At 73.9% G+C, this 23,519-nt stretch carries 21 protein-coding genes; 8 read left to right on the top strand and 13 right to left on the bottom strand.

The annotated features are described in order from the left end of the window. Nucleotides 1-34 precede the first annotated feature (34 nt). Nucleotides 35-421 carry a PPOX class F420-dependent oxidoreductase gene (locus ACFZDC_RS01610; RefSeq protein WP_391319346.1) on the top strand — a complete coding sequence of 129 codons (387 nt, stop codon included), beginning with the start codon at nucleotides 35-37 and terminating at the stop codon, nucleotides 419-421. A 54-nt stretch (nucleotides 422-475) separates the two neighbouring features. On the opposite strand, the gene ACFZDC_RS01605 is transcribed toward ACFZDC_RS01610, so the two are convergent. The 4 genes from ACFZDC_RS01605 to ACFZDC_RS01590 form a co-directional block, all read right to left on the bottom strand. Continuing rightward, nucleotides 476-3,235: a hypothetical protein gene (locus ACFZDC_RS01605; RefSeq protein ID WP_391319345.1), complete on the bottom strand. Its 2,760-nt coding sequence runs from the start codon at nucleotides 3,233-3,235 to the stop codon at nucleotides 476-478. A gap of 414 nt (nucleotides 3,236-3,649) precedes the next feature. Beyond that, entirely contained in the window at nucleotides 3,650-4,042 is a 393-nt protein-coding gene (locus tag ACFZDC_RS01600) for a DUF4440 domain-containing protein (RefSeq protein ID WP_391319344.1), read from the bottom strand. A 44-nt stretch (nucleotides 4,043-4,086) separates the two neighbouring features. After that, nucleotides 4,087-4,503 (bottom strand): zinc ribbon domain-containing protein, encoded by a 417-nt coding sequence (locus tag ACFZDC_RS01595; protein ID WP_391319343.1) that lies wholly within the window; start codon nucleotides 4,501-4,503, stop codon nucleotides 4,087-4,089. A gap of 183 nt (nucleotides 4,504-4,686) precedes the next feature. Beyond that, the gene (locus tag ACFZDC_RS01590; RefSeq protein WP_391319342.1) at nucleotides 4,687-5,472 is read right to left on the bottom strand and encodes a TetR family transcriptional regulator; all 786 of its coding nucleotides are present in this window, start codon (nucleotides 5,470-5,472) and stop codon (nucleotides 4,687-4,689) included. Nucleotides 5,473-5,729: 257 nt separating this feature from the next. Between ACFZDC_RS01590 and ACFZDC_RS01585 the strand changes: the two genes are divergently transcribed. From ACFZDC_RS01585 to ACFZDC_RS01575, 3 genes are all read left to right on the top strand, one after another. Further along, nucleotides 5,730-6,581 carry a hypothetical protein gene (locus ACFZDC_RS01585; protein ID WP_391319341.1) on the top strand — a complete coding sequence of 284 codons (852 nt, stop codon included), beginning with the start codon at nucleotides 5,730-5,732 and terminating at the stop codon, nucleotides 6,579-6,581. 149 nt (nucleotides 6,582-6,730) lie between these two features. Beyond that, complete coding sequence (locus ACFZDC_RS01580; protein ID WP_391319340.1) at nucleotides 6,731-7,474, top strand: peptidoglycan-binding protein; 744 nt, start codon at nucleotides 6,731-6,733, stop codon at nucleotides 7,472-7,474. A 78-nt stretch (nucleotides 7,475-7,552) separates the two neighbouring features. Further along, a complete protein-coding gene (locus tag ACFZDC_RS01575; RefSeq protein WP_391319339.1) occupies nucleotides 7,553-8,032 on the top strand; it encodes a flavin reductase in 480 nt (159 codons plus the stop codon). A gap of 260 nt (nucleotides 8,033-8,292) precedes the next feature. On the opposite strand, the gene ACFZDC_RS01570 is transcribed toward ACFZDC_RS01575, so the two are convergent. From ACFZDC_RS01570 to ACFZDC_RS01540, 7 genes are all read right to left on the bottom strand, one after another. After that, complete coding sequence (locus ACFZDC_RS01570) at nucleotides 8,293-10,689, bottom strand: SpoIIE family protein phosphatase (RefSeq protein WP_391319338.1); 2,397 nt, start codon at nucleotides 10,687-10,689, stop codon at nucleotides 8,293-8,295. A 128-nt stretch (nucleotides 10,690-10,817) separates the two neighbouring features. Continuing rightward, nucleotides 10,818-11,198, bottom strand: a complete 381-nt coding sequence (locus ACFZDC_RS01565; protein ID WP_391319337.1) for a hypothetical protein — start codon at nucleotides 11,196-11,198, stop codon at nucleotides 10,818-10,820. Between the two features lie 449 nt (nucleotides 11,199-11,647). Then, nucleotides 11,648-12,565, bottom strand: coding sequence for an SIS domain-containing protein (locus ACFZDC_RS01560; RefSeq protein WP_391319706.1), 918 nt, complete (start codon nucleotides 12,563-12,565; stop codon nucleotides 11,648-11,650). Nucleotides 12,566-12,646: 81 nt separating this feature from the next. Further along, entirely contained in the window at nucleotides 12,647-14,383 is a 1,737-nt protein-coding gene (locus tag ACFZDC_RS01555) for a phospholipid carrier-dependent glycosyltransferase (RefSeq protein ID WP_391319336.1), read from the bottom strand. A 92-nt stretch (nucleotides 14,384-14,475) separates the two neighbouring features. Then, nucleotides 14,476-14,670: a hypothetical protein gene (locus ACFZDC_RS01550; RefSeq protein WP_391319335.1), complete on the bottom strand. Its 195-nt coding sequence runs from the start codon at nucleotides 14,668-14,670 to the stop codon at nucleotides 14,476-14,478. Between the two features lie 468 nt (nucleotides 14,671-15,138). Continuing rightward, nucleotides 15,139-15,300 (bottom strand): hypothetical protein, encoded by a 162-nt coding sequence (locus ACFZDC_RS01545; RefSeq protein WP_391319334.1) that lies wholly within the window; start codon nucleotides 15,298-15,300, stop codon nucleotides 15,139-15,141. 255 nt (nucleotides 15,301-15,555) lie between these two features. Beyond that, nucleotides 15,556-16,203, bottom strand: a complete 648-nt coding sequence (locus ACFZDC_RS01540) for a nucleoside/nucleotide kinase family protein (RefSeq protein WP_391319333.1) — start codon at nucleotides 16,201-16,203, stop codon at nucleotides 15,556-15,558. Between the two features lie 119 nt (nucleotides 16,204-16,322). Between ACFZDC_RS01540 and ACFZDC_RS01535 the strand changes: the two genes are divergently transcribed. Continuing rightward, nucleotides 16,323-17,063, top strand: a complete 741-nt coding sequence (locus ACFZDC_RS01535) for a beta-phosphoglucomutase family hydrolase (protein ID WP_391319332.1) — start codon at nucleotides 16,323-16,325, stop codon at nucleotides 17,061-17,063. Next, on the top strand, nucleotides 17,060-19,402 hold the full coding sequence (locus tag ACFZDC_RS01530) for a glycosyl hydrolase family 65 protein (RefSeq protein ID WP_391319331.1): 2,343 nt from the start codon (nucleotides 17,060-17,062) through the stop codon (nucleotides 19,400-19,402). The genes ACFZDC_RS01535 and ACFZDC_RS01530 overlap by 4 nt, the downstream gene beginning before the upstream one ends. A gap of 2 nt (nucleotides 19,403-19,404) precedes the next feature. Here the strand turns inward: ACFZDC_RS01530 and ACFZDC_RS01525 are convergent, their stop codons facing one another. Together ACFZDC_RS01525 and ACFZDC_RS01520 are read right to left on the bottom strand one after the other, a co-directional pair. Then, the gene (locus ACFZDC_RS01525; RefSeq protein ID WP_391319330.1) at nucleotides 19,405-20,298 is read right to left on the bottom strand and encodes a M48 family metalloprotease; all 894 of its coding nucleotides are present in this window, start codon (nucleotides 20,296-20,298) and stop codon (nucleotides 19,405-19,407) included. Continuing rightward, nucleotides 20,295-20,678 (bottom strand): BlaI/MecI/CopY family transcriptional regulator, encoded by a 384-nt coding sequence (locus tag ACFZDC_RS01520; protein WP_391319329.1) that lies wholly within the window; start codon nucleotides 20,676-20,678, stop codon nucleotides 20,295-20,297. Before ACFZDC_RS01520 ends, ACFZDC_RS01525 begins: the two co-directional genes overlap by 4 nt. 174 nt (nucleotides 20,679-20,852) lie before the next feature. Here ACFZDC_RS01520 and ACFZDC_RS01515 point away from each other — a divergent pair, with 174 nt between their 5' ends. Continuing rightward, nucleotides 20,853-22,340, top strand: a complete 1,488-nt coding sequence (locus ACFZDC_RS01515) for a hypothetical protein (RefSeq protein WP_391319328.1) — start codon at nucleotides 20,853-20,855, stop codon at nucleotides 22,338-22,340. 34 nt (nucleotides 22,341-22,374) lie between these two features. Continuing rightward, nucleotides 22,375-23,376, top strand: a complete 1,002-nt coding sequence (locus tag ACFZDC_RS01510; protein ID WP_391319327.1) for a lysylphosphatidylglycerol synthase domain-containing protein — start codon at nucleotides 22,375-22,377, stop codon at nucleotides 23,374-23,376. The last annotated feature ends 143 nt before the right edge of the window (nucleotides 23,377-23,519 follow it).

Here is a 23,519-nt window from a genome sequence, read left to right as displayed (position 1 = left end):
CTGGACGTCGACGACAGGACCTAGACTTCCGGACATGGACCACACACGGCAGGACCGGCTCGGCTCCGGCAAATACCTGCTGGTCACCAGCTACCGCAAGGACGGCACCCCCGTCGCCACGCCGGTGTGGGTGGTGCGGGACGGGGATGCCCTCGGAGTGTGGACGGCCGCCGACAGCTGGAAGGTCAAGCGGATCCGTCGTCGGGCCGACGTCCTCGTCGGCCCCTGCGACCTGCGCGGCCATCCCACCGGTGACCAGCTCCCGGCCACCGCCGAGATCGCCGACGCGGCCACCACCGCTCGCTACCGCACCCTCATCGCCCGCAAGTACGGCATCCTCGGCCGTCTCACGCTGCTGGGCAGCCGGCTGCGACGCGGCCTGGACGGCACGGTCGGGATCCGGGTGACCCTGGGGCCCTGATCCGGGTGCGGTGAGGCCCTGAGGAAGCCGCCGCTCCCGCAGGGCCCCGGCCGGCTACGGCGCGTCGAGCACCGTGCCGTTCAACTCCATCCCGCCGGACCGCGGTTCGCCGGTCTGCTCGTCCGTCTGCTGGAACCGCACCGACTCGGCCGGCTCCGTCACCCGGTCCTTGACCGTGGGAATGGTGACGTCCGTGCTGGTGCTGCCCGCCGGGACGTCCACCCACAGGTAGAGACCGCCCTCCAGCTTGGACAGGGGCCGCTCGGGGTCCGGCGACGCGCCGGTGGTGTCCCGCAGCCAGCGCGCGGACACGTCCTTCGTGGACAACTCCGGGCCGGTGACCGGCGCGACTGCCATGAAGGCCGTGCCCAGGTTCACGTCGACCGGCTCGGACAGCGACACCCGCCACTTCAGGGCCTGCCCCTCCGCCACCCGGTCGGCGAGCGGAGTGACGGTCACCTTGGGCGCCGGGTCGTCGTCGTGCACGGTGATCCCGCCCCGGTACGAGCCGACGACCGCGCCCCGGACCGCCTTGACCAGGATGTCGTACGACAGGTCCATGCCGTAGCGCGTGTTGCCCTTCACCTCGACCGGCACGTCGATGTCGTGGCCGCCCGGGTGCACGGTGACCAGCCGGTCCTTGCCCCGGCCGGTGGCCGGGTCCAGGACGTACACCCTGACCTGGCCGCTGCCGTGCCCCGACACCTCGACCGGCACCCGGTAGGTGCGCACGCCGGAGTCGCCCTCGGCCACGGTCGTCCGGCCGACGTCCACCCGCGGCAGATCCGCGGCCCGCACCGCAGGCAGACCGGGACGCCAGCCCCACGCGTCCATCAGCCAGGCCCGGCCCGAGGCCGAACGCGGTGTCAGTCCGAAGGACTTGACCTTGTGCAGGTCGAGCCCGGCACGGGTGGCCGCCGTCAGCGGCACCCGGATCTCGCGCGCCCAGTAGGAGGCGGTGCGCTCGCTGCCGGGCAGACCGTCGACCCGGACGTTGCCGAGGACCGCCTTGCGGCCGGAGGCGTCGGTGAGGGACACGTCGAGGCGCGTGCCCCGGGAGTTCGGCGGTACGAACAGCCGCAGTGCCAGCGCCTTGTCACCGGCCAGCGACACCGCGTCCTTCATCCGCACCCGCGCAGGTGTGCCGGCATGGGTCCAGTGCAGCGCGATCGCGTGCCGGCCCGCCTCGCGGTCCGTCTCCCACTGGGCGAAGTGCGGCGAGATTCCCTTGGCACCCTGGCCCAGGCAGGCCTTGGCCGGTGCGGGATCGACCGCCGAGCACAGTCGGCCGCCGGTCACGGACACGCCACCGTCCGGCAGGAACCCGGCGTCACGGCGCCCGCCCACGGCGTGGGTGAGGACCCGGGCCGGGTCCGCCGACGGCGCCCGCTTCCCGGAGCCGTCCAGCAGCGGCCGTACCCGGTCGTCACCGGCGAGGAACAGCCGCGCGGCGGCCGCGATGTAGGTCGAACCGGCCCGGTGCTGCTGGTCGGCGGTCAGCCGGGTGGCAGCGTGCTTGGAGCACACCGGGTCGTGGTGCTCCGGGTCGTCCGAGAAGTCGTCCTCGGCGGGCGCGGCGGCCTGCCCCGGCGTCCACTCGGAGTTGAAGAAGTTGTGGTTGGCGCCGATGACGTACACGGCACTGTGCAGGGCGCCGCCGCGGCTGACGGCGCGCGTGCCGTCGACGTACACCTCGCCCTGGAGGTCGGAGACGTCACCGTCGCAGCCCGGCAGGACCGTCGCCGAGGGCACGTCGGGCACCGGGTTCTGGCCGAAGACCGTGGGGCCGATGAGGACCAGCCCGCGGATGGTCCAGCGCACCGGTCCGTGGTAGCCGTCCTGGTCGGCCGGCGGCGGGTAGAGGCTGTCCAGCGCCGCCCGGTTCACGCCCTCGCCGCCTCGCGAGTGCCCGATCAGCAGGACGCGGGACAGGTCGGCGCGCGGTGCGTCCCGCACGACCGGCGGGGCCGTGTCGGGGTGCTCGGCCCAGTCGGCCCACTTCGCCAGGTGCAGCCGCACCAGGGAGGAACGCGCCTGCGCGCCGCCGTCCTCGGCCGCCCAGTCCTGGCCGTTGATGCCGTTCGCGGAGATCGAGACGGTCACATAGCCCTGGGAGGCCAGCAGTTTCTGGTCGCGCAGATAGCCGCGGTGGCTCGGCACCGGCTTCGTCCCGGCCGGGCAGGGCCAGTCACCCGTGATGTCGTGCCCCTTGTAGCACGTGTAGTGGCGGCCGTGCAGGAACAGCACGAGCGGGCGCGGGCCACGGGCGCCGGTGGGAGCGACGACCGCCGCGCGCATCTCCACCGGGGCGGAGAAGCCCGGCAGGCGGACCGACGTGAGCCGGTACTCACCCGTCTTGGTGCGGTACGAACCCGGCTTGCCCGGATCCACGGAGTTGGCCGGCAGCGGCGCCGGCATCCGGCCCGCCGACGTGGTCGGGGCGGCGTCCTTGCCGTCCAACCGGCGCCCGCCGGACCAGACTTGCAGCCCCCGCAGCTCGCCGGGGCGCTGCCCGTCGAGCCGCAACCGGAAGGTGCGTCCGTCCTCGGCCGGCTGCGGAACGCCCAACAGCCGCCCGTCCGAACGGAATTCGACGCGCGCGTCACCCATGGGCACCCTCCGGTCCGACCGCCACACCAGCTGTGGCGCCGACCGGCCGCCGGTGATCCCCCACCCGGGCGGCAGTGTCCGTTCGGCCTTGGCAGTTAACGACCCCGCTGGTGACGGTGGTTGGGCAATCGCCGACCCTGGGGACGCTCCCGCCACCGCGAGCAGCGCGGCGGCGGTGACCCATATGCGCCGGGCACGGACCACAGTTCCTCCTCTGACCCCGACCTCGGGCGTCCCGGCCGTCCCGGGCGCCCCGGGCGCCCCTCGCCCCCGGAGGACGGGAAGGAGAGTCTGTGGGTTGCCTGTGAAGGCCAAGTGTTCGATCACATCGCACGGTCAGCGGTCCGGCGGACGAGGTCCTGGAGTCCTTGCGCAGACACCCGCCGCGAAGCAGGGGTGATCACGTTCTCGCCGACGCGGCGGCCTGCTCGTCGTGCTCGCGCCGCATCCGCATGACGGTGGAGGGTTGCGAACTGCCCGGCTCACGCAGGCACGGAGTCGTCCGACGGCCTACGGGCACGGGGTCGATCAGGCGTCGTGCCCCGCCGCCGGGGTGCACCGAGGAACCGAGAACGGACATCGACCTGTCCTCTCGGCCCGCGCCTGCCGGTGGTCCGGCTACTCGGTGCCGGGTGGGACCGGGGTGGCCTGGTGGTAGTACATCCGCCAGCCCGACTCCTCGTCCTGCCGGCGCCACAGCGAACTGCGGCGCGCGCGACGGCCCTCGAGCACCGTCTCGTACGTCAGATGCACCAGACCCGGGGCGAGGAGGACGCCCTTGATCCCCGAGGGCTCGTATCGGGGGCCGTCCTCCGCGCTGCCCGCCATGTCCGGCAGTTCGGCGAGGATGTCCTCCAGGGTCCAGCGCCTGCCCGACGCGCCGACTTCGAGGTACTCCGGGTCGAGCCACCGCCGGGCCAGGTCCCGCGAGGCGCGCACCCGGGGGTCCATGAGCCGAAGCTCACCCGCGATGGCCGCGCTCACCTGCTCCGATTCCCATGCCGTGGTCATGGAGGCATCTTCGCCCAGGCCGCAGGGCCGCGGTCAACGGGTCCTCAGGTCCACGCCCGGTACGGCTCGTCGAGCAGCTGGAAGACCGGTTCGCCGCGTACCGGGTCCTTGGCCGTGGACAGCCGTACCCGGTCCCCGCTGTGGATGCCGACGGGCGGACCCATGACCCGGCCCCGTACGACGAACCCCTCGGCCATCTCGATCAGCGACACATTCCGCGCCGCGGGCGTGTTGCGGTGCACCACGGTGGAGTGGCGCACCGTCCCGACGCCCTCGCTGCGCTCCGTGCGCAGCTCGCTGCCCTGGCACACCGGACACAGCAGCCGGTGGTACATCGCGGTGCCGCACCAGGTGCAGCGCTGGAAGTGGATGGCGTCCCTGGAGTCCGCGGCAACGGGGTCGAGGACACCCGCCGCGGATCCGGCCGCCGAATGCGAGGTACTTGCTGAGTGGTGGTACACGCTGGTCAACTCCCTGCGCTCGGCCGGAAACCCGCGCGCCCGGCGTGAACCGCGCACGCGTGTGCGCGGTCGCGGTGCCACCGTGCACGCCGACAGAGTATGGCACTCAGTGTCACTCGTAAAGGCACTCCGTACCCCGAATCTGCGGAGTCTTTGTGCGGGCGCTCCCGGCCCGTGTCGGGGTCAGGGCCGGCCGAGCGCCGACTCGAACTCCTGCACCACCCGCCACAGTGGTGCGTCCCGGCGGGCGACCAGGACGACCACGTCGTCAGGGCGCTCGCCGCCGGGGTCCTCGACGTCGGGGTGCCCGGCCCGGTCGGTGTCGTACCCGGAGGCGGCGGGCCTGGAGTGGGCCGGGGCGGGGTGCCCGGTTGCCGAGCGGTCGAACGCGGCCTGGACGTGCCCCAGGGCATGGTCCACCGCCGCGCCCGCGTCACCCTTGCCGTCCGAACGCAGCCAGGAGCGCAGGGCGTTGTTGTGCGCGGCGACGACCGCGGCCGCGATCACTTCGGCGCGCAGCGTCCCGTCCGGCCGGCCCGCGAACCGCTCGCGCAGATACTCGGCGAGCGCGCGCTCGTAGCGCCACACCACCGACAGCTCATAGGCGCGCAGCCCCGGCACCTTCTTGGTGAGCCGGTAGCGCTGCACGGAGAAGGTCGGGTTCTCGGCGTACATCCGCAGCACCAGCCGGGCCGCGTCGCACGCCCGCCGCACCGGCTCGTCCGCCTCGTCGCTCGCGGCGAGGAAGGCGGTCATGTCCGCCAGGCAGCGCTCGTGGTCGGGGAAGACCACGTCCTCCTTCGAGGGGAAGTAGCGGAAGAACGAGCGCCGGCCGACCCCGGCCAGCGCCACGATGTCGTCCACGGTGGTCTGCTCGTACCCGCGTTCAAGGAAGAGCCGGAAGGCCGCCGCCACCAGGGCGTCCCGCATCGGCGGCTTCGCGGCCGATGCCGCGCTGCTGGAGCTCATGAACGGGAACGTAGCACCCGGCCCGGTTTCATGACACTCAGTGCAGCAGCCGATGCCCGCTCGGGGAACTGAGTGCTTTCCCACCCTCGACCCGAACACCGGAACGATCGAATGGGCCTGTGGGCGGCGGACCGCAGGGCCCGGACACCTGACGGGCAGGGCCGCCGGAAGTCGCCCGCACGCTGGGACGTAACCTTTCTCCACCAGTGCCGCCACCGGCCCCCGCGCCGCCGTCGGCCCGCCCGAGGAGAACCCGCATGCCCACCGTCCGCCCCCGCGTCCTCTACGTCACCGACCTGGCGTACCCGGCCCGCGGGCGCCGCTACTGCGACGAGGACATCTTCCTCACCTCCCGGCTGCGCGAGCACTTCGACCTCGCCCTGTGCCATCCGCTGGACGCGGCGGCGCTGATGGACGCGCACGACGCCGTCGTCGTCCGCAACAGCGGCCCCGTCCTCGGCTACCAGAAGGAGTACGACGCCTTCCGCGCGCGTGCGCTCGACAGCGGGATGCGGGTGTACAACCCGCTCACCGGCAAGGCGGACATGGCCGGCAAGCAGTACCTGGTCGACCTCAGCGCCGCCGGCTTCCCGGTCATTCCCACCGTCGATCGCCTCGAGGACCTGCACCTGCTGCCGACGGCCGAGCGGTACGTCGTCAAGCCCAAGCTCGGCGCCGACTCCCTCGGCCTGCGGATCCTGCCCGCCGGCCGGCTCACCGGACCCGCCGACGGCTCCGTCCTCATCCAGCCGTGCGTCGACTTCGCCCACGAGGTGTCCTTCTACTTCGTGGACGACGACTTCCAGTACGCCCTGTACGCCCCCGACCCGGAGCGCCGCTGGGAGCTGAAGCCGTACGCGGCCACCGCCGCCGATCTCGAGTTCGCCCGCCGCTTCATCGACTGGAACGGCCTCGGCCACGGCATCCAGCGCGTCGACGCCTGCCGCGCCCTGGACGGTGAGTTGCTGCTGGTCGAGCTGGAGGACCTCAACCCCTACCTCTCCCTTGACGCCCTGCCCGAGGAGGCCCGGGTCTCCTTCGTCACGGCGCTGACGGCGTCCCTGAGCCGGTTCGTCCACGGGGCGCCGGAGGCGCTCGTCCCGGCCTGACGCCGATCCGCTGCGCCGCACGCGCCGTCCGAGTTGAACGTTTCGAGCGTTTGCAGTCGGTGGGTGGGGGTGAACGGCACCGCCGTGCGCGCCGTATCTCAGCCCGGGGACCGCGGACGCCCATCCGCATGGGACGGAAGGAGAGCAGCGTGCCGACACCGCCCGACCCGGAACAGCCGCACCCGGGACCGGTCCTCGAACCTGTCCGCGTCCTGCGACTACGCCGCTTCGACGCCCTCGCGGAGCTGATGCGCGAGATGTATCCGGAACCGGAGACCTACGAATCCTTGGGCGGCCCACCCCGACCGGGCGCCGCCACCACCCGGTCGCCCCACGCCGCCGAGGACGAGACCCAGGAGCTGCCCCCGTTCCCCACGCCCCCGCGCACGGCACCGGCCGGCCCCGGCCACTCCGCCCCCGGTGCCTTCGGCTTCGGACCCGGACTGCGCCGCGCCGCCGTCGCCGTGGCCGTCGGCGCTGCCGCACTCGTCGGCTTCGCCTGCGCCCTGCTGCTCCCGGGCCGCCAGGAGGCCAGTGCGACCGTGCGGCCCTCCCACCCCGCCACCACGGCGCCGGCCACCACGGCGCCGGCCACCCCCGCCCCGGCCACCCCCGCCCCGGCAACTCCCACCGCCGCCGCCGACCCGGACGGCGCCGGCACCCTCCGCCAGGGCGACACCGGCCCCGAGGTCACCGAACTGCAGCAGCGCCTGCTGCGCATCCCCGACGTCTACCGTGACGGCTCGGCCGACGGCACATACGACGCCGTCCTCACTGCGGCCGTGGCCCGCTTCCAGCTCTGGTACGGCATCAGCGGCGACGAGACCGGCGTCTACGGCGACGACACCCGCCGCGCGCTGGAATCCCGCACCAGCCTCGACAGTGGCGGCTGATCGCCGGCCCGGTGCATCGGCTCCGCCTCCCGGGGCACTCTGAGGGTGCGGTGACGGTGCGGACGGGAGCTGAGCGGCATGACGGACCTGGACGACTTCTTCCATCGACTCGATCCTGAGATGTGCGTGGTCACGGCCGTGGCGGGCGGTGAGCGGGCCGGCTGTCTGGTGGGTTTCGCCTCGCAGTGCTCCATCCGGCCGCTGAGGTTCGCGGTGTGGCTGTCCAAGGCCAACCGCACCTACCGGGTCGCCCGGGCCGCGCACTGCCTCGCCGTCCACCTCCTCACCCGCGACCAGCGGGACCTCGCGGTGGTCTTCGGCGGCGAGACGGGCGACGAGGTCGACAAGTTCACTCAGGTGGACTGGCGGGAGGCACACGGCGCGGCCGTTCTGACGGGCGCGGCGGCCTGGTTCGTCGGCGGCATCCTGCACCGCACCGACGGCGGCGACCACGTCGGCTTCGTCCTCGACCCGGTGCAGTGGGGCGAAGGGCCCGGCGGCCCGCTGCTGCGGCTGTCCGACGCGCTCCCGATCGATCCCGGTCACCCGGTGGACTGACCCGTGCTCGAACACCGGGCAACACCTCGGAAAAGCTCCACGAACGTCCGGCCACCGGGCCGCACCATGGGCAGTCGCCCCGCCGGGCGCACCTCGCACCACGACCGAAGGCCACGCCGATGACCGGCTCCCGCATCCCGGGCCTGCTAGTGCCCGCCGTCTTCCTGCTGGCCCTGACCATCGGCGTCTGCTGGTACTGGCGACATCGCGACGAGGACTGACGACGGGCGGGATCCCGACTGACGACGGGCGGGATCCGGCTACTCCCCTTCCAGCGGCATCCGAATGTCCAGCACCCACACGTCGTCCCGCCGCTCCTCCGACAGCATCGCGCCGAGCAGCGCCTCCAGGGACCCCGGCCGGCCGCAGCCGTGGGCGCGGACCGCGTCGGCCAAGCGGGCGAAGCCCGCGTCGAGGCCCTCACCGGGGCGCTCCACCAGGCCGTCGGTGTACAGCACCAGACGGTCGCCCGGTTCCAGGCGGATCTCGGCCGACTCGAAGACCGGGCTCGCGCTCGCGCCGAGCAGCATGCCGCCCGGTCGCTGGAGGTAACGCGCCTCGCCGCGGCGCACCAGCAGCGGCGGCGGATGGCCGGCCTGGGCCCAGGTCAGCACATGGGTGCTGGGGTCGTAGCGGGCGAGGATCAGGGTGGCCGTGGCCCGGCTGTCCCGGGAGTGCAGCAGCAGCTGGTTCAGCCGTGCGAGGGCTCCGGTCAGCGAGGAGCCCGTACTCACCATGCCCTTGGCGGTGAACCGGAGCTGGGCCATCGTGGCCACGGCGCCGATGCCGTGTCCCGCCACGTCGCCGACCACGAACAGCGCCGCATCGTCGGGCAGTTCGATGGCGCTGAACCAGTCGCCGCCGACGTGGATGCCCGACTGGGCGGGCAGGTAGGCGACTTCGATCCGCAGCCCGGCCAGCCGCACCGGCTTGCTGGGCAGTGGCAGCAGTGCGTGCTGCAGCCGGGCGGCCAGGGCCCGCTCGGCCTGCAGGACCCCGCGCTGCAGCAGCATGGCGCGCTCGCTCTCCACCAGGGCGAGTTCGGCACTGCGCTGCGCGGTCAGGTCCTGCATGAAGCCGTGCACGTCGGCGGGGGTGCCGTCCGGTTCCGTCACGGCCTCCGCGACGATCCTCAGGTGCCGTACGCCGTCGGACGCCTGGACGCGGAACGGCACGTCGAACGGCCGAGCGTGCCGGACGAGTTCGGCGATCGCGTGGGCCAGGGGGCCGGCGTCCTGGGGCAGCACCAGGTCCGGCAGCCGCTCCAGCCGGACCGGTCCGTGCGCGGGGTCGCGGCCGAGGACGGCGTAGGCCTGCGGGGACCAGGTGATCTCCTGGGTGACCAGGTTCCAGTTGGCCCAGCCGAGGTTGCCGAGCCGCTGGACGTCGGACAGGCGTTGCTCCTGGCGCTCCGCGGGGTCGTGCCGCAGCCAGGTCACCAGCAGCCCCTCGCCCAGCGGCGCCGCTCGCACCGAGTAGGTGGCGGTCACCAGCGTTCCGTCGGCCACGTCCTGGTAGGCGAACGGCTCGCTCTCGAACGGCACACCTGTGTCGAGCGCGTCCAGATAGCCGAGCCACAGGGGCTCGCCCGCAACGGAGGGATAGCTCTCCAGGATGTGCTTGCCGACCATGTCCCGCCCGGCCCGACCGAACACGTCGACCGCGTCGGCGGTGGCGGCGTCGATGCGGTAGTCCTCCACCACGCCGGAGGCGGCGCGCAGCGGGGTCAGCAGGACCGTCGCTCCCGGCAGGGCGTCGAAGACGGCCTGCACGGTCTGGGCGATGCCCTCGTCGGTGCCTTCCTGGGGGGCGTCGAAGGCCCGCAACCGGCCCGCGCACAGCCGGGCCACGGCCCGCAGCAGTTCCCGCTCGCGCGGTGCGAACGGCCCGTCCCGCCGGCGCAGCACGCCGAGGGCCACCCCCGCGCTGTCCCCGGCGGGCATGGGCAGCCAGGCCCGCGACAGCCACCGCTCGGGCGGGTCCCCGATGAGCAGGTAGCGCTGCCGGTCCGTGGCGATGTCCTCCAGCCAGCGCGGCTCGCCGGTGGTCAGGGCGTCGAGCGTGGTGACCCTCAGGGGCGGCACATGGTGCCACTGGGTGGCGAGCGTGGCGTTCACCCCGGCGTGCCCGATCAGTTCGAGCCCGCCCCCGGGCAGCCGCTCGTACAGCAGCACGGCGTTCGCGCCCACCTCGGGCGCCAGGTGTGCCAGCAGGCATCCGGCCAGCTCCTGCGGGGAGCCGACCCCGACCAGGTCCCGGCCGACATGGCCGAGTACGTCCGCCAGGTCGCGGGTGCCGGCGGGCCCGGGCTCCCAGGCGGCGGCCGTGGAGCGTATCGCGTCCTCGGGTTCGGGAGCCGCCCCCTTCGGTGGCACCAGGCCGCCCAGTGTGAGCCAGCACTCCTCCAGGAGCGTGCGGTTGCCGGCCTTGGCGCGCTGCATCAGCTCCTCGTGCGCGGCGTCGGGGGAGCAGCCGGTCGTCGCCATCAGCGCACCCTTGGCCCGCTCCAGCACGGCCGAGGTCGCCGCCAGGTCCCGCAGCCGCTCCATCTCGGCGCGCTGCCGGGCCACGACCTTGGCCAGTGCCACCAGATCGGCACCGGCGCCGGGGTCCGCAGAGGGCGCTGGCTCGCTCGTCACGCGATGAGCATTGCACATGTCGGGCCGTCCGATCACTCGTCTGCCACGTCCGGCTTCACCAGGGAGACAGGAGGGCTCGGACGCGAGGCCGTGACGGGCCGCGGCGGTGCCCCGAGCAGGCCGGGGGAGGCGCCGTGGGCCTGCCCTCAGCGGCCGGTGCCGCGTCCGGCCAGCGCCTCGCTGACCGCGCGGACACTGCGCGCGATGTGCTGAAGCTGCAGCACCTCGGCCGCGTACAGCTTGATCGTGTGCTCGATGACCGCTTCGGGCAGACCGAGCACGGGCAGCTCGGCCCGGGCGGTCTGCAGCGCCGTCCGCGCCACCCGGATCTCCTGCTGGACCTGGAGCTGGGCGTGCCGGGCGAGCAGGACGGGGTGCCGGATCAGAGCGGGGTAGCTGGCGTAGCGGGCGGGGATCAGTTCGCGCAGCCACTTGGCCGCCGAGCGTTCCCAGTCGTAGCTGCCCGGCGTCTTGACCTGGCAGGGCCAGTCCGGGCTGAGGCGCGTGGTGGTCAGGGGCATGATCATCGCTTCCGGTGTGCGGCGTCGTGAGGGTGGTCCGACGGTTGGGGCGGCCCCGGCCCAGGGGATGGCCGGGGCCGCCACGGGCGTATCGCCTGGGCGATGCGCCACCGAACATCCCGGGCGCCGACGTGGGTAGGGAACGGCGGCTTGGGATGTCCGTGCGGGAGCCCCGGGCACAGCGGACCGGCGCGGCAGGAGTGCTTGCGTGCGCATGGGCGGTCCATCGGCTTTCTCGGGGCGGTGTGCGAGCGGTGAATCGGCGGGTGCGGAAGGTGCCCGGAGTGGGCCGGGCGCGATCCGTGAGCAGTATTTATATATGCCGACCGCTTTGCAAGACGTATGAAAACATTCATGCGAGATATGCGGTGAATGATCCCCGTGGACCGAATGATCCTCGCGCGGGCGGCCTGCGGCAGGAGGATCTGCGGCAAGGTCTCCCGAATGCGAAAAGTTCAGTCCCTGAGGAAGAACTGCTGCTGATCCGCCACCTGTTCGTACTTCTCCAGCCGGGCCTGCGTGCGCTCCGGATCGGCGTCGGTCATGGCCTGCAGCAGGGCAGAGGCCAGCAGTCCGGGCGCGGCGTAGGAGTCGAAGACCAGGCGGGAGCCGGCGCCGGTGGTGAAGGTGACGTCGGCCTCGTCGGCCAGCGGGCCGAGGGCCAGGTCGGTGATCAGCGCGACCTTCAGGCCCGCCTCGCGCGCGACCCGGAGCGCGGTGAGCGTCTCCTGCGCGTGCCGGGGCATGGCGAACGCCAGCACCCAGGTGCCGCCGGCCTCGCGGGACTGCAGCAGTGCGTCGTAGGCCACGCTGCCGCCGCGCGTGACCAGCCGCACATCGGGATGGATGCGGCGGGCCGCGTAGCCGAAGTACTCGGCCAGCGACACGGAGATGCGCAGGCCCAGCACGGTCAGCGGGGTGGAGCGGGACAGCGCGCGGCCGACCCGGATCACCCGGTCGGGGTCGGCGAAGTCGCGGCGCAGGTTCTCCAGGTTCTGGATCTCGGCGTCGACGGCCGCCTGGAGTTCGTTGGCGCGGTCCTCCTCGCTCGGTCCGCCGGCCAGCGTGCTCAGTGCGATCGACTGGAGCTTCTCGCGCAGCGCCGGGTAGCCGCTGAAGCCCACGGCGGCGGCGAAGCGGGTGACAGAGGGCTGGCTGACGCCGACGCGGTCCGCCAGCTCGGTGATCGACAGGAACGCAGCCTCGGTGATGTGCTCGATCAGGTACTGGGCGACGCGGCGCTGCCCCGGGGACAGCCGGGGGCCGTCGAAGAGCTCCCTGAGCTGGGAGGTCGGTGCGGCACCGGCCTCCGGCGCGATCTTGCCCGAGGTGATCGCTGATGCCTGGGCGCGTGCCTGCTGCGGCGAGGGCACCGGCTCGCCTCCTTTGTCTGCCACGAATACTCAACATAGCTCACCGACCCTGGTCACCAGGGGTGTGACGGCCCGACAGGCTCACCGGCGGTACAGGGTGATCGAATGGCCCACCTGATCGACCGCACGGCTGGAGGCGATCAGTTCGGCCAGTTCGCCGCGCGCCTTGGCCGCCGCGGAGTCCGACACGACGAGCAGCCCGTGCACCCGGTCCGGCGGCACCTTGCGTGGATCGGAAGCGTCGATCCCGTAGTACGGCGGCACACCGCTGCCCTTGTAGACCAGCCACACCCGCTCGCCGGGATACCGCTGCCGCAGGCGGTCGGCGAGCCGGCCCAGGTCCTGACCCCAGTCCACGTTGGAGTCGTGCAGCAGCCGGTGGGTGTGCGCCGGGCCGCCGAACGCCTCGTTGGCGTACGGCAGGTAGTACGGGAACGTACGCAGCGAACTCACCGCCACGAACAGCACCAGCAGCCCCGTCAGCAGCGGCGCCCACCGCCACCGCAACGCGAGCACACCGGCTCCCGTCACCGCGAGGAACACCGGCACGAACAGCGCGTACCGCGTCCCGAAGTCCCGCGAACCCGTCATGGCCACCGCCAGCAGCACCGCGGGCGGCAGCAGCAGATACGGCGCGGCGGCCCGCAGCCGGCTTACCGCCACGGTGGCGACGGCACCGGCCGGGCCCAGCGCGAGCAGCCCGAGCGGTGTCTTCACCAGCAGAGCGGCCGGCAGGTAGTACCAGTGCGAGCCGGTGTACAGGTGCCCGAACAGGTACCCCTGCCAGGGGTAGTCCTCCAGAGCGAACTGCACCCGCATCCCGTCCCGGTAGGCGCGCGGCAGCGGCAGCAGGTCGGTCAGCCGCCCGCGCAGCCCGTGCACGGCCGGCACCGGCTCGGCGGCCGTGAACCGCAGCCGGGGGTCGACCGCGAGGTACGTGACCCAGACGACGGCGACGGCCACCAGCGCCACGACCGCTGCCCCCGCCAGCCCCAGGAGCACCTTCCGGCGCCGGTCGGCATCGTGCCGGGGCGTCCACACCGACACCACCGCGAGGAGCATCACCAGAGGGACCGCGGGCAGCGCGCTCATCTTGGTCGCCACGGCCGCCCCGAGGGCCGCCCCGGCGAGCGGCAGCCACAGCCGGGGCGCGTGCCGCGCCCGCCACAGCGACCAGGCGGACGTCAGCACGAACCCGGCCGCCGGCATGTCCAGGGTGGCCAGCGAGCCGTGCGCGATCACATCGGGGGAGAAGGCGTACAGCGCGAGCGCCACAAGACCGCCCGCCGGGCCCACCACCTCACGGGCGAACGCGAACACGACAAGACCGAACAGCAGGGTCAGTGTGATCACCGGCAGCCGGGCCCACAGCATCAGCCGCCAGGGATCGTTGCCCGACTCGTACAGCAGATGCCGGCCCACCTCGCCCTGGGTGCCGGCGTACGACGGGTCGTAGTGCGGGTCGGCCGCTGCCACCCCGGCCGCGATCAGCAGCTTGCCGAGCGGCGGGTGCTCGGGGTTGTAGCGCAGCCGGTGCTCGCGCAGATAGTCGGTGGCCGTGGCCACGTACACGGGTTCGTCGATGGTGGGCGTCTGCTGCACGGCCGTGGTGACCATCGCGACGGCCATCTGGGCCAGCAGCAGCGCCACCAGGAGCGGCACGAGCCACCGCCGCCGGCCGCGCGGGCCGGCGTACGGGCGGGACCGGGCCGACGTCCGCGTGGGCCCGTCGCCGCCGGGCGGCCCGGGTGCGAGGTCCGCCTGGTCCGCCCGGTCCGCCCGGTCCGTGGGGACCGTCTGCTGTTCGCGCGCCATCATCCGCCCCGCGGTGGTACCGGCCGTGCGGTGGCGGGGGCGAGCCGGGGCCGGATCATGGCCCTACTGTCGCACCCGCTCCCGCCACCGAGGGGTCACCGCTTCACGAGTCGTACCGACAGACCTTCTGCCGTGTACACCGGTACGGCCCGCAGCCCGTCGGAGTTCACCTCGACCCGGTCGAACTGCCCGCGCAGCCGCGGCACGTCGAGCACCGGCAGCGTGCTGCCCGCGGCCTGCGGCCGCTCGGTGTCGAAGCGCATCGACGGCACGGCCGAGCGGCCCAGCACCGCGAGGCGCTGGACGGTCAGCGGCGCCTTGCGGCCCGCACGCAGGGTGCGCCGGCGTGCCGGACTCCTGGGCGTAGCTCCCGTGCACCCGCAGCCGCTGTCCGACCCGCAGGGCGCCGCCCGTGAGACGCACGTCCCCGTGGCCCGGGGCGTCCCGCGAGCCCGCGACCAGCGCGCCGGCCTCCAGCACGGTGCCACCCGTGTACCGGTTGCGGCCGGTCGGCGTCAGCGTGCCGGTGCCCCGCTCGGTGAGTCCGCCGTGGCCGTCGATGCCGTTGCGCCAGCGGTAGGCCGCCGAGAGGCCGCCGGTGGCCGGGTACAGGGTGACGGTGACGTCGGAGTCGAAGGCGCCGTAGCCGTCGGCCGCGGCGATCAGGTCCAGCCGTCCCCCCTGCTCGCACGTCCGGGCTGCCGTACGCCGCCGACGACGGCGACCGGGTGCGTCGTACCGCCGAGGGTGAGGTCGCCTCAGCGGGTGGGCTGCGCCTCACGCATCCGGCGGACCCGCGCCCGGACCACTTCGACGCCCGCGCCGAACTCACCCAGCAACAGGCGGCGTTCGCGCTCGCGACCGACCCGCGTGGCTACGGTAATCCCGACGAGGGCCGGCGCCACCTGGTCGGCCTCCACCGCGCTGGAGGCCGACCCGGCGCCCGGCGCCCCGGAGGGACTGCACGTGTTCGCCGTACGGTACGGGCCCGGGCGGCCCCTTCGCGCCCGGCTTCGACGGCGACGAGCGGGGGCTGACGGTGCGCACCGAGGCGTTCACCGCCCTGCTCGGGCATCCCGGGGCGACGCGGACGGCGAACCCGAGCTGACGCTGGGCGGGTGAGCACCGGCTGTTCACCGGCGCAGGCCGGCGCCCTCACCCGATGCCGGGACCCCCTACGGCGAGGGCAGCGCGCCGGGCGGCACGACCAGGTCCGCCCGGTCCCGCGTCGTCGCGATCAGGTCGGCGTTGCACTGGTCCGTCCCCAGCACCCAGGCCGCGGCCGCCTCATGGTCCTTGCCGAACTCCTCGTGCCGGGCGACCAGGCGCCGGATCCGCTCCTGCTCGTCGATCTCGCAGAACCACACCTCGTCCAGGCACGCCCGCACCCGGGCCCACGAACCCTCCTGCAGCAGAAGGTAGTTGCCCTCGGTGACGACCAGCCGGGCGGCCGGCGGCACCGGGATCGCGCCCGCGAGCGGCTGTTCCAGCACCCGCTCGAAGCAAGGCGCGTACACCACCTCGCCGGTCTCCTCGCGCAGCCGCCGCAGCAGGGCGGCGTACCCCGCCGCGTCAAAGGTGTCCGGCGCGCCCTTGCGGTCCCGGCGGCCCAGCCGGTCCAGTTCGGCGTCGGCCAGATGGAAACCGTCCATGGGCACGTGCGCCACCCAGGGCGGGCCGTCCCCGTTGAGCGCGCGCACCAGGTGCTCGGCCAGGGTCGTCTTGCCCGCGCCCGGGCCGCCCGCGATCCCGAGGATCGCGCGCCGGCCGCCTGCGGTGAGGGCGCGGGCACGGATGAGGAGGTCGTCGAAGGTCAGCGGCACACAGCAGAGTGTGTCACCAGCGGCCCGTGTGGTGAGAGCGCGGTGTGGAGATGCGAAAGTATGGCCCATGTGGCGTGCGCCACCCACTGGACGGCGCCCCATGGGGAACAGTGCTGGGTATGACTCAGCTCGGTCTGCCCGACACCATCCAGGCCTGTCTCTTCGACCTCGACGGGGTCGTCACCAGGACGGCCGTCGTGCACGCGGCCGCCTGGAAGGAGACGTTCGACGCGTTCCTGCGCGAGTACGAGGGCCCCGGGGCGCGGCCGTTCGACGAGATCGCCGACTACGACGAGTACGTCGACGGACGCCCGCGCGCCGACGGGGTCCGCTCCTTCCTCGCCTCGCGCGGCATCCACCTGCCCGAGGGCGGCCCCGACGACCCACCGGACGCCCGTACCGTGCACGGCCTCGGCAACCGCAAGAACGACCTGCTGCTGGAGCGGATCCGCACCGGCGGTGTGGAGGCCTACGAGGGCACGCTGCGCTATCTGGAGGCCGTCCGCGCGCAGGGACTTGGCACCGCGATCGTCTCCTCCAGCGCCAACTGCCGTGACGTGCTGCGCGCCGTCGGTGCCGAGCACTTCTTCGACGTACGGATCGACGGTGTGGTCGCCGCCGAGCGGCACCTGCCGGGCAAACCGCACCCCGACACCTTCCTGGCCGCCGCTCGGGACCTGGGTGTGGAACCTGAACGGGCGGCCGTCTTCGAGGACGCGCTGGCCGGCATGGACGCGGGCCGCGCGGGCGGCTTCGGATACGTCGTCGGTGTCGACCGCGTCGGACAGACCGAGGCACTGTACGCGCACGGCGCGAGCGTCGTCGTCAAGGACCTCGCCGAGCTGGGAGGCAAGCAGTGATCACCCACCGGTCGTACACGGTCGAGCCGTGGGCCGTGCGCGAGACGGACCTGAATCTCGACGTGCTCGCGCAGAGCGAGTCGGTGTTCGCGCTGTCCAACGGTCATGTCGGCTGGCGTGGCAATCTGGACGAGGGCGAGCCGCACGGTCTGCCGGGCAGTTACCTCAACGGGGTGCACGAGGTGCACCCGTTGCCGTACGCGGAGGCCGGCTACGGCTATCCGGAGTCGGGGCAGACGGTCATCAACGTCACCAACGGCAAGGTGCTGCGGCTGTTGGTGGACGACGAGCCGTTCGATCTGCGCTACGGCCGGCTCGTCACTCACGAGCGGGTCCTGGACCTGCGTCGCGGGGTGCTGGAGCGGACGTGCGAGTGGACGTCGCCCGCGGGGTCGACGGTGCGGGTGCGTTCGACGCGACTGGTGTCACTGACCCAGCGGGCGGTGGCCGCGGTGGCGTACGAGGTGGAGGCCGTCGGCAGCCGCAGCCGGGTGGTGATCCAGTCGGAGCTGGTCGCCAACGAGCAGCTGCCCGGGTCGAACGGTGACCCGCGCGCGGCGATCGCCCTGCAGTCGCCGCTGGAGCAGGAGGACCACTTCGCCTCCGGCAACCGGCTGCGGCTGGTGCACCGTACCCGGCGCAGCGGCCTGCGGGTGGCGGTCGCCGCCGATCACGTGGTCGCCGGACCGGAGCGCACCACGACCCACAGCGAGAGCGGCACCGACGTCGCCCGGCTCACCGTCACCTCGGTGCTGGAGCCCGGTCAGACGCTGCGGGTGGAGAAGCTGGTCGCCCATGGCTGGTCCGGTGCCCGCTCGCTGCCGGCGATGGCCGATCAGGTGGACGCGGCTCTCGCGGCTGCCGCGCACGACGGCTGGCAGGGCCTGCTGGAGGACCAGCGGGCCCATCTGGAGGACTTCTGGGCCCGTGCGGACGTCGAGGTGGACGGCGACGAGGAGATCCAGCAGGCCGTACGGTTCGCCCTCTTCCATGTGCTGCAGGCCGGGGCGCGCGCCGAACAGCGGGCGATACCCGCCAAAGGGCTGACCGGCTCCGGTTATGACGGGCACGCCTTCTGGGACACCGAGACGTTCGTGCTGCCGGTGCTCACCCACACCGCTCCGCAGGCGGTCGCCGAGGCGCTGCGCTGGCGGTACAACACTCTGGACGAGGCACGCGAGCGCGCGGCCCAACTGGGCCTCGGCGGGGCCGCGTTCCCCTGGCGGACCATCCAGGGCGCGGAGGGCTCGGCGTACTGGCCGGCGGGCACCGCGGCCTTCCATGTGAACGCCGACATAGCCGACGCGGTCGTCCGTTACGTCGAGGCCACCGCCGACACCGCGTTCGAGCGGGAGGTGGGGGTGGAACTGCTGGTGGAGACGGCCCGCCTGTGGCGCTCGCTGGGCCACCACGACCACCGCGGCGTCTTCCACATCGACGGCGTGACCGGACCCGACGAGTACAGCGCGGTCGCCGACGACAACACCTACACCAACCTGATGGCCCGCCAGAACCTGCTCGCCGCCGCCGACGCCGTCCAGCGCCATCCGCGCGAGGCGGAGCGCCTGGGGGTGGACGAGGAGGAGAGCGCGGCCTGGCGGGACGCCGCCGAGGCCGTGCACATCCCCTACAACAAGGAACTCGGCGTGCACGAGCAACACGCCGGTTTCACCCGCTACCAGCGCTGGGACTTCGCCGGCACCCGCCCCGACCAGTACCCGCTGCTGCTGAACTTCCCCTACTTCGACCTCTACCGCAAACAGGTCGTCAAACAGGCCGACCTGGTCCTGGCCATGTACACGTGCGGCTCCTTCTTCGACGACGAGCAGATCGCCCGCAACTTCGCCTACTACGAGCCGCTGACCGTACGCGACTCCTCGCTGTCCGCCTGCTGCCAGGCCGTCATCGCCGCCCAGGCCGGCCATCTGCACCTCGCCTACGCCTACACGGCCGAGGCGGCCCTGATGGACCTGCAGGACCTGGAGCACAACACCCGCGACGGACTGCACATCGCCTCCCTCGCCGGGACCTGGATGGCCCTGGTCGCCGGCTTCGGCGGGCTGCGCCGCGACGGCGCCGGACTGCGCTTCGCACCCCGCCTCCCCGAGCGGCTGCGCCGCCTGGCCTTCAACCTCCAGTTCCGCGGCCGCCGCCTCAAGGTGGAGATCGGCGCGGACAAGGCGACGTACACGCTCCTCGACGGGCCGCCGCTCACGCTGCACCACCACGGGGAGCCCCTCATGGTGAGCACCGACGAGCCCGCCGCACGCGCGGTGCCACCGGTCGCCCCACGCCCCGCGCCCGAGCAGCCCCCGCACCGGGCACCGAACACCGGCTGAGGTCAGGTCAGCACGCCGGACAGCAGACCGAGCAGATCGTCCGTCGCGTCGGCGGCGAGCAGGGCCGGGAGCGCGCCCAGGGCGAGGACGGCCGCCGCGGCCGGCCACAGGCGTGGCGGCGGGCTCGTCTGGAGCGCCGCGATGCGGCGGGTGACGGCGCGCTCGGTGAAGTTCAGGGGGCACGCCGGGCGGGCCCGGCCCGCGCTCAGCGCGGCCCGGGCCAGCGCGCGGGCGGCGGTCCGCCGGTCCCCGACGACTGCCGCCGCCTGCTCGTCGGCCCAGCGCTCCACCAGGAAGACGACAGCCGAACGGACCGGGGTGAGCAGCGGGTTGGCCGCGGCCGCGAGCGTGGCCGCCGTCACCAGCGGCCCGTGCCGGTGGGCCAGGTGCGCGCGCTCATGGGCCAGCAGCACCCGCCGCTCGGGCGGCTCCAGCGCGCTCAGCATCGCGGAGGTGACCAGGATCCGGCCCGGCCGACCGGGAATCGCGAACGCCTGGGGCACCTTGGAGGCGGCGACGATCAGCTCCGTGTCGGCGGGCTGGCCGGCGCACAGCCGCTGCAGCGCCCGGCGGGTGCACCGCTCGGCGCGCACCGCCCGGCACACCCGCCGGGCCACCACGGCCAGCGCCACACCGGCGGCGATCCCGATCACCACCGGCACCGGATCCGCCAGCCGATGCCCGTCCTCCCGCGCCTCGCGCACCACCGGCGGCGCGTCCCCGAGCAGCGCGGTCACCAGCAGCACCAAGGACCAGGTCGTGGCCGCCGCCGTGAGCACGGCCGCCGATGTCAGCACGCGTGCCGCGAGCGCCGGGGCGACCCGGCCGCCGATCACCGGGGCGACGACGGACAGCAGCAGCGACAGCACCAGCGGGGTGTACACGTCGAACCTCATGCGCCGCCTCCGGCGAGCAACTCGCGCAGTGCCCGCTCCTCCTCGGGGCTCAGGCCGGTCACGAACTGCTGGAGCACGGCGATCGGATCCGGCCCCCGGTCCAGGGCCTCGTGCATCGCCTCGGCGGTCAGCTCGGCCGCGTTCTTCGCCGGCCGGTACGCGCCGCGCCGGCCGTCGGCGTCCCGCAGCACCAGCCCCTTGTCGTACAGGCGTTTGAGGATGGTGTGCACGGTGTTGTAGGCCAGCCCGCCACCGATCTCGGCCTGGATCTCCGCCGGGGTCAGCGGCCGATCGGTGGCCCAGAGGGCGGCCAGCACCTCGCTCTCCAGCGCCCCGGCGCTGCGCCGCTCCGCCCTGCCACGGGCCCCTGTGCCAGCCATGCCCCAACCTTACAGCGCGTAGGGCCGCGGGCCCGGTGGGCCTGTTCGCCCTGCCGGGGCCCGGAATCCGCGTTAGTTTGACCGTGTTTTCCCGACTCTCGCCCCCTGCCCTACAGGCTGTAGGGTGACAGCGCCCCTACCAGCCGCAGGAACAGAAGGAACAGAGGAGTGATCATGGCCGGCAGCGCGCACGCCGCGGTCGACGCGGCCCGGCGCGAGCGCGCGCGCCGCGCGTCCGCAGGCACCGTACCCAATCGCGCCATGCGGCCGCTCGCGGCCGTCGCGGCCGCCTTCACCCTGGCCCAACTGCTCCTCGTCCGGCCCGGCATGGGCCTCGGCTGGGACGAGACGGTGTACGTCAGCCAGGTCAGCGGACACATTCCCGCGGCCTTCTTCAGCGCACCCCGCGCGCGAGGTGTCTCCCTGCTGGTCGCACCCGTCGCCGCCTGGTCCTCCTCGACGGCGCTGCTGCGGGTCTACCTCGCCGTCCTGTCCGGCCTCGCGCTGTTCCTGGCCCTGCGCGCCTGGCGGGGCCTGTTCCCGGTCCGCGTGCTCGCCCTCGCCGGCGCCCTGTTCGCCTCCCTGTGGGTGACCCTGTTCTACGGCCCCCAGGCCATGCCCAACTACTGGGTGGCCGTGGGCGCCCTGACGGCCGTGGCCTGCTTCCTGCGCGCCAGGGCCGACCGTGCCGACCGGGCCGCGCTGTGGGGTCTGGCCGCGAGCGGGGCGCTGATGGCGTGGATGCGGCCCGTGGACGCCGTCTGGGTCACTGTGCCGCTCCTCGTCCTCGGCCTGCTGCGCCGCCCCTGGCGGCCCCCGCTCGTCCTGCTCGCCGGGCTCGCCGCCGGGGCGGCCGAGTGGGTGATCGAGGCGTACGTCGACTACGGCGGTCTCGCCCGCCGCCTGTCCGACGCCTCGGCGATCCAGGGCGGGCTCGGCTTCCACTTCGCCGTCGTCGACCAGGTGCGCAGTCTGGGCGGGCGGGCGCTGTGCCGCCCGTGCACGGGAGCGCTGCCCCACCCGGCGGTCACCGCCTGGTGGTTCGTCCTGCCGGTGTTCGCCGTGCTCGGCCTGGTGGTCGCGGTCCGGGCCCGGCGCACGGCGCCCACACTGCTCCCGCTCGCCTGCGCGGCGACGGCCGCCATCCCCTACCTGTTCATGATCGGTTACGCGGCGCCCCGCTTCCTGCTCCCCGCCTACGCCCTGTCGGCGATCCCCGTCGCCGGTGCGCTCGTCCACCTGGTGACCGCGCCGGCCCGGGCCCGCCGGCCGGTGGCCCTGACGCTGGTGGCGCTCGGACTCGCGGCCCACCTCGCCGTACAACTCGCCGTCCTGGTGCCCACCGTGGCCCGCACCACCGCCGCCCACCGCGACTGGTCCCGCACCGCGGCCACCCTCCACGGGCTCGGCGTCCGCCCGCCCTGTCTGCTCACCGGGCATGAGGCCATCCCGGTGGCGTTCTACGCCGGCTGTTCCTCGGCCGCCACCAACGGGCACAACGCCAACAGCACGGCACAGGACATCGCCCGCACCGCGCGTCACACCCCGGTCGCCACCCTGGTGCCCGCGGGCTCCCGGCCACCCGGGTACGCCCGGCGCTGGCCGTCCGTGCCGCTCGACGGACTGCGCCTCTATTACGCCGTACCGGAGGCCGGTTCATGACCTGGTGCCGAGGCAGACGCGGGGGAGACGGCCGATGACCCAGCACGCCGTACCGGAGGCCGCCCATGACGTGCCCGCACCGGCCCTCGTGACGTCCCCGGTGGGCCTCGCCGCCACCATCGGCCGCCGCCGGGCCTACTGGCCCAGCCTGGTCTGCCTCGCCGTCCTGCCGGGCGCGGCCTACCTGGCCCGGCGGCACTGGCCGGCGGTGGAGACCGGGGCGCTGCGGCTGGCCGTGGCCGACCAGGGGTGGCTGCTCGTCGGCGCGGCGGCGGCCGTGAGCACCTGGGCGGCCTCGGCGCTCGCCCAGCAGGGCGCGGTCGCCCGGCGCCTGCCCGGATCGCGGCTGGTCGCCGCCCAGTTCGCCGCCTCCGCCGCCAACCACCTGCTCCCCGCCGGGCTCGGCGCCGGCGCGGTGAACCTGCGCTTCCTGATGCGCTGCGGGCTGCCGGCGGGCCGCTCGGCCGGCGCGCTCGCCGTCAAGGCCACCGCCGGCGCCGTGGTCCGCCTCGCCCTGATCGCGGTGCTCGCGCCGCTCTGCCCGGGCCTGCTGCGCGTCCCGCACGTCTCGCCCTCCGCGCTCGCCGCCGTCCTCGGCGCCGCCGCCCTGCTCGCCGTGCTCCTGACCGGTCCGCTGCGCCCGCGCTGCCGCCGGGCGCTGGCGGCCGTCCTGCCCGACATCCGCGCCGTGCACGCCTGCCCCGCCCGCGCGGCCGCCCTCTGGGGCGGCTCGCTCACCTTCGCGGCCCTGCACTGCCTGGTCCTCATCGCCGTCGGACAGGCCGTCGAACTGCCTCTGGCCCCGCTCCAGGTGGCCCTGCTGTATCTCGCCGCCAGCGGTGCGGCCGCCCTGCTGCCCACTCCGGGCGGGCTCGGCTCCCTGGACGCCGCCCTCGCCCTCGGACTGACGGTCTCCGGCGCACCCGCGGCGACGGCCGCCTCCGCCGTCCTCGGCTACCGGCTGCTGACCGTATGGCTGCCGCTGCTCCCGGGCCTGCTGGTGCTGGCCCTGCTGGTGCGGCGCAAGGCCCTGTGAGACGGCGCGAGGCTCCCCGCGCAAGGCCCTGTGAGACGGCGCGAGGTTCCCCGCGCAAGGCCCTGTGAGACGGCGCGAGGTTCCCCGCGCAAGGCCCTGTGAGACGGCGCGAGGTTCCCCGCGCAAGGCCCTGTGAGACGGCG

It is taken from the genome of Streptomyces sp. NPDC007905, assembly GCF_042959345.1.
Taxonomy (GTDB): Bacteria; Actinomycetota; Actinomycetes; order Streptomycetales; family Streptomycetaceae; genus Streptomyces.
Note: the sequence above shows the minus strand (reverse complement) of the source record. Positions and strands in the feature narration are given on the sequence as shown.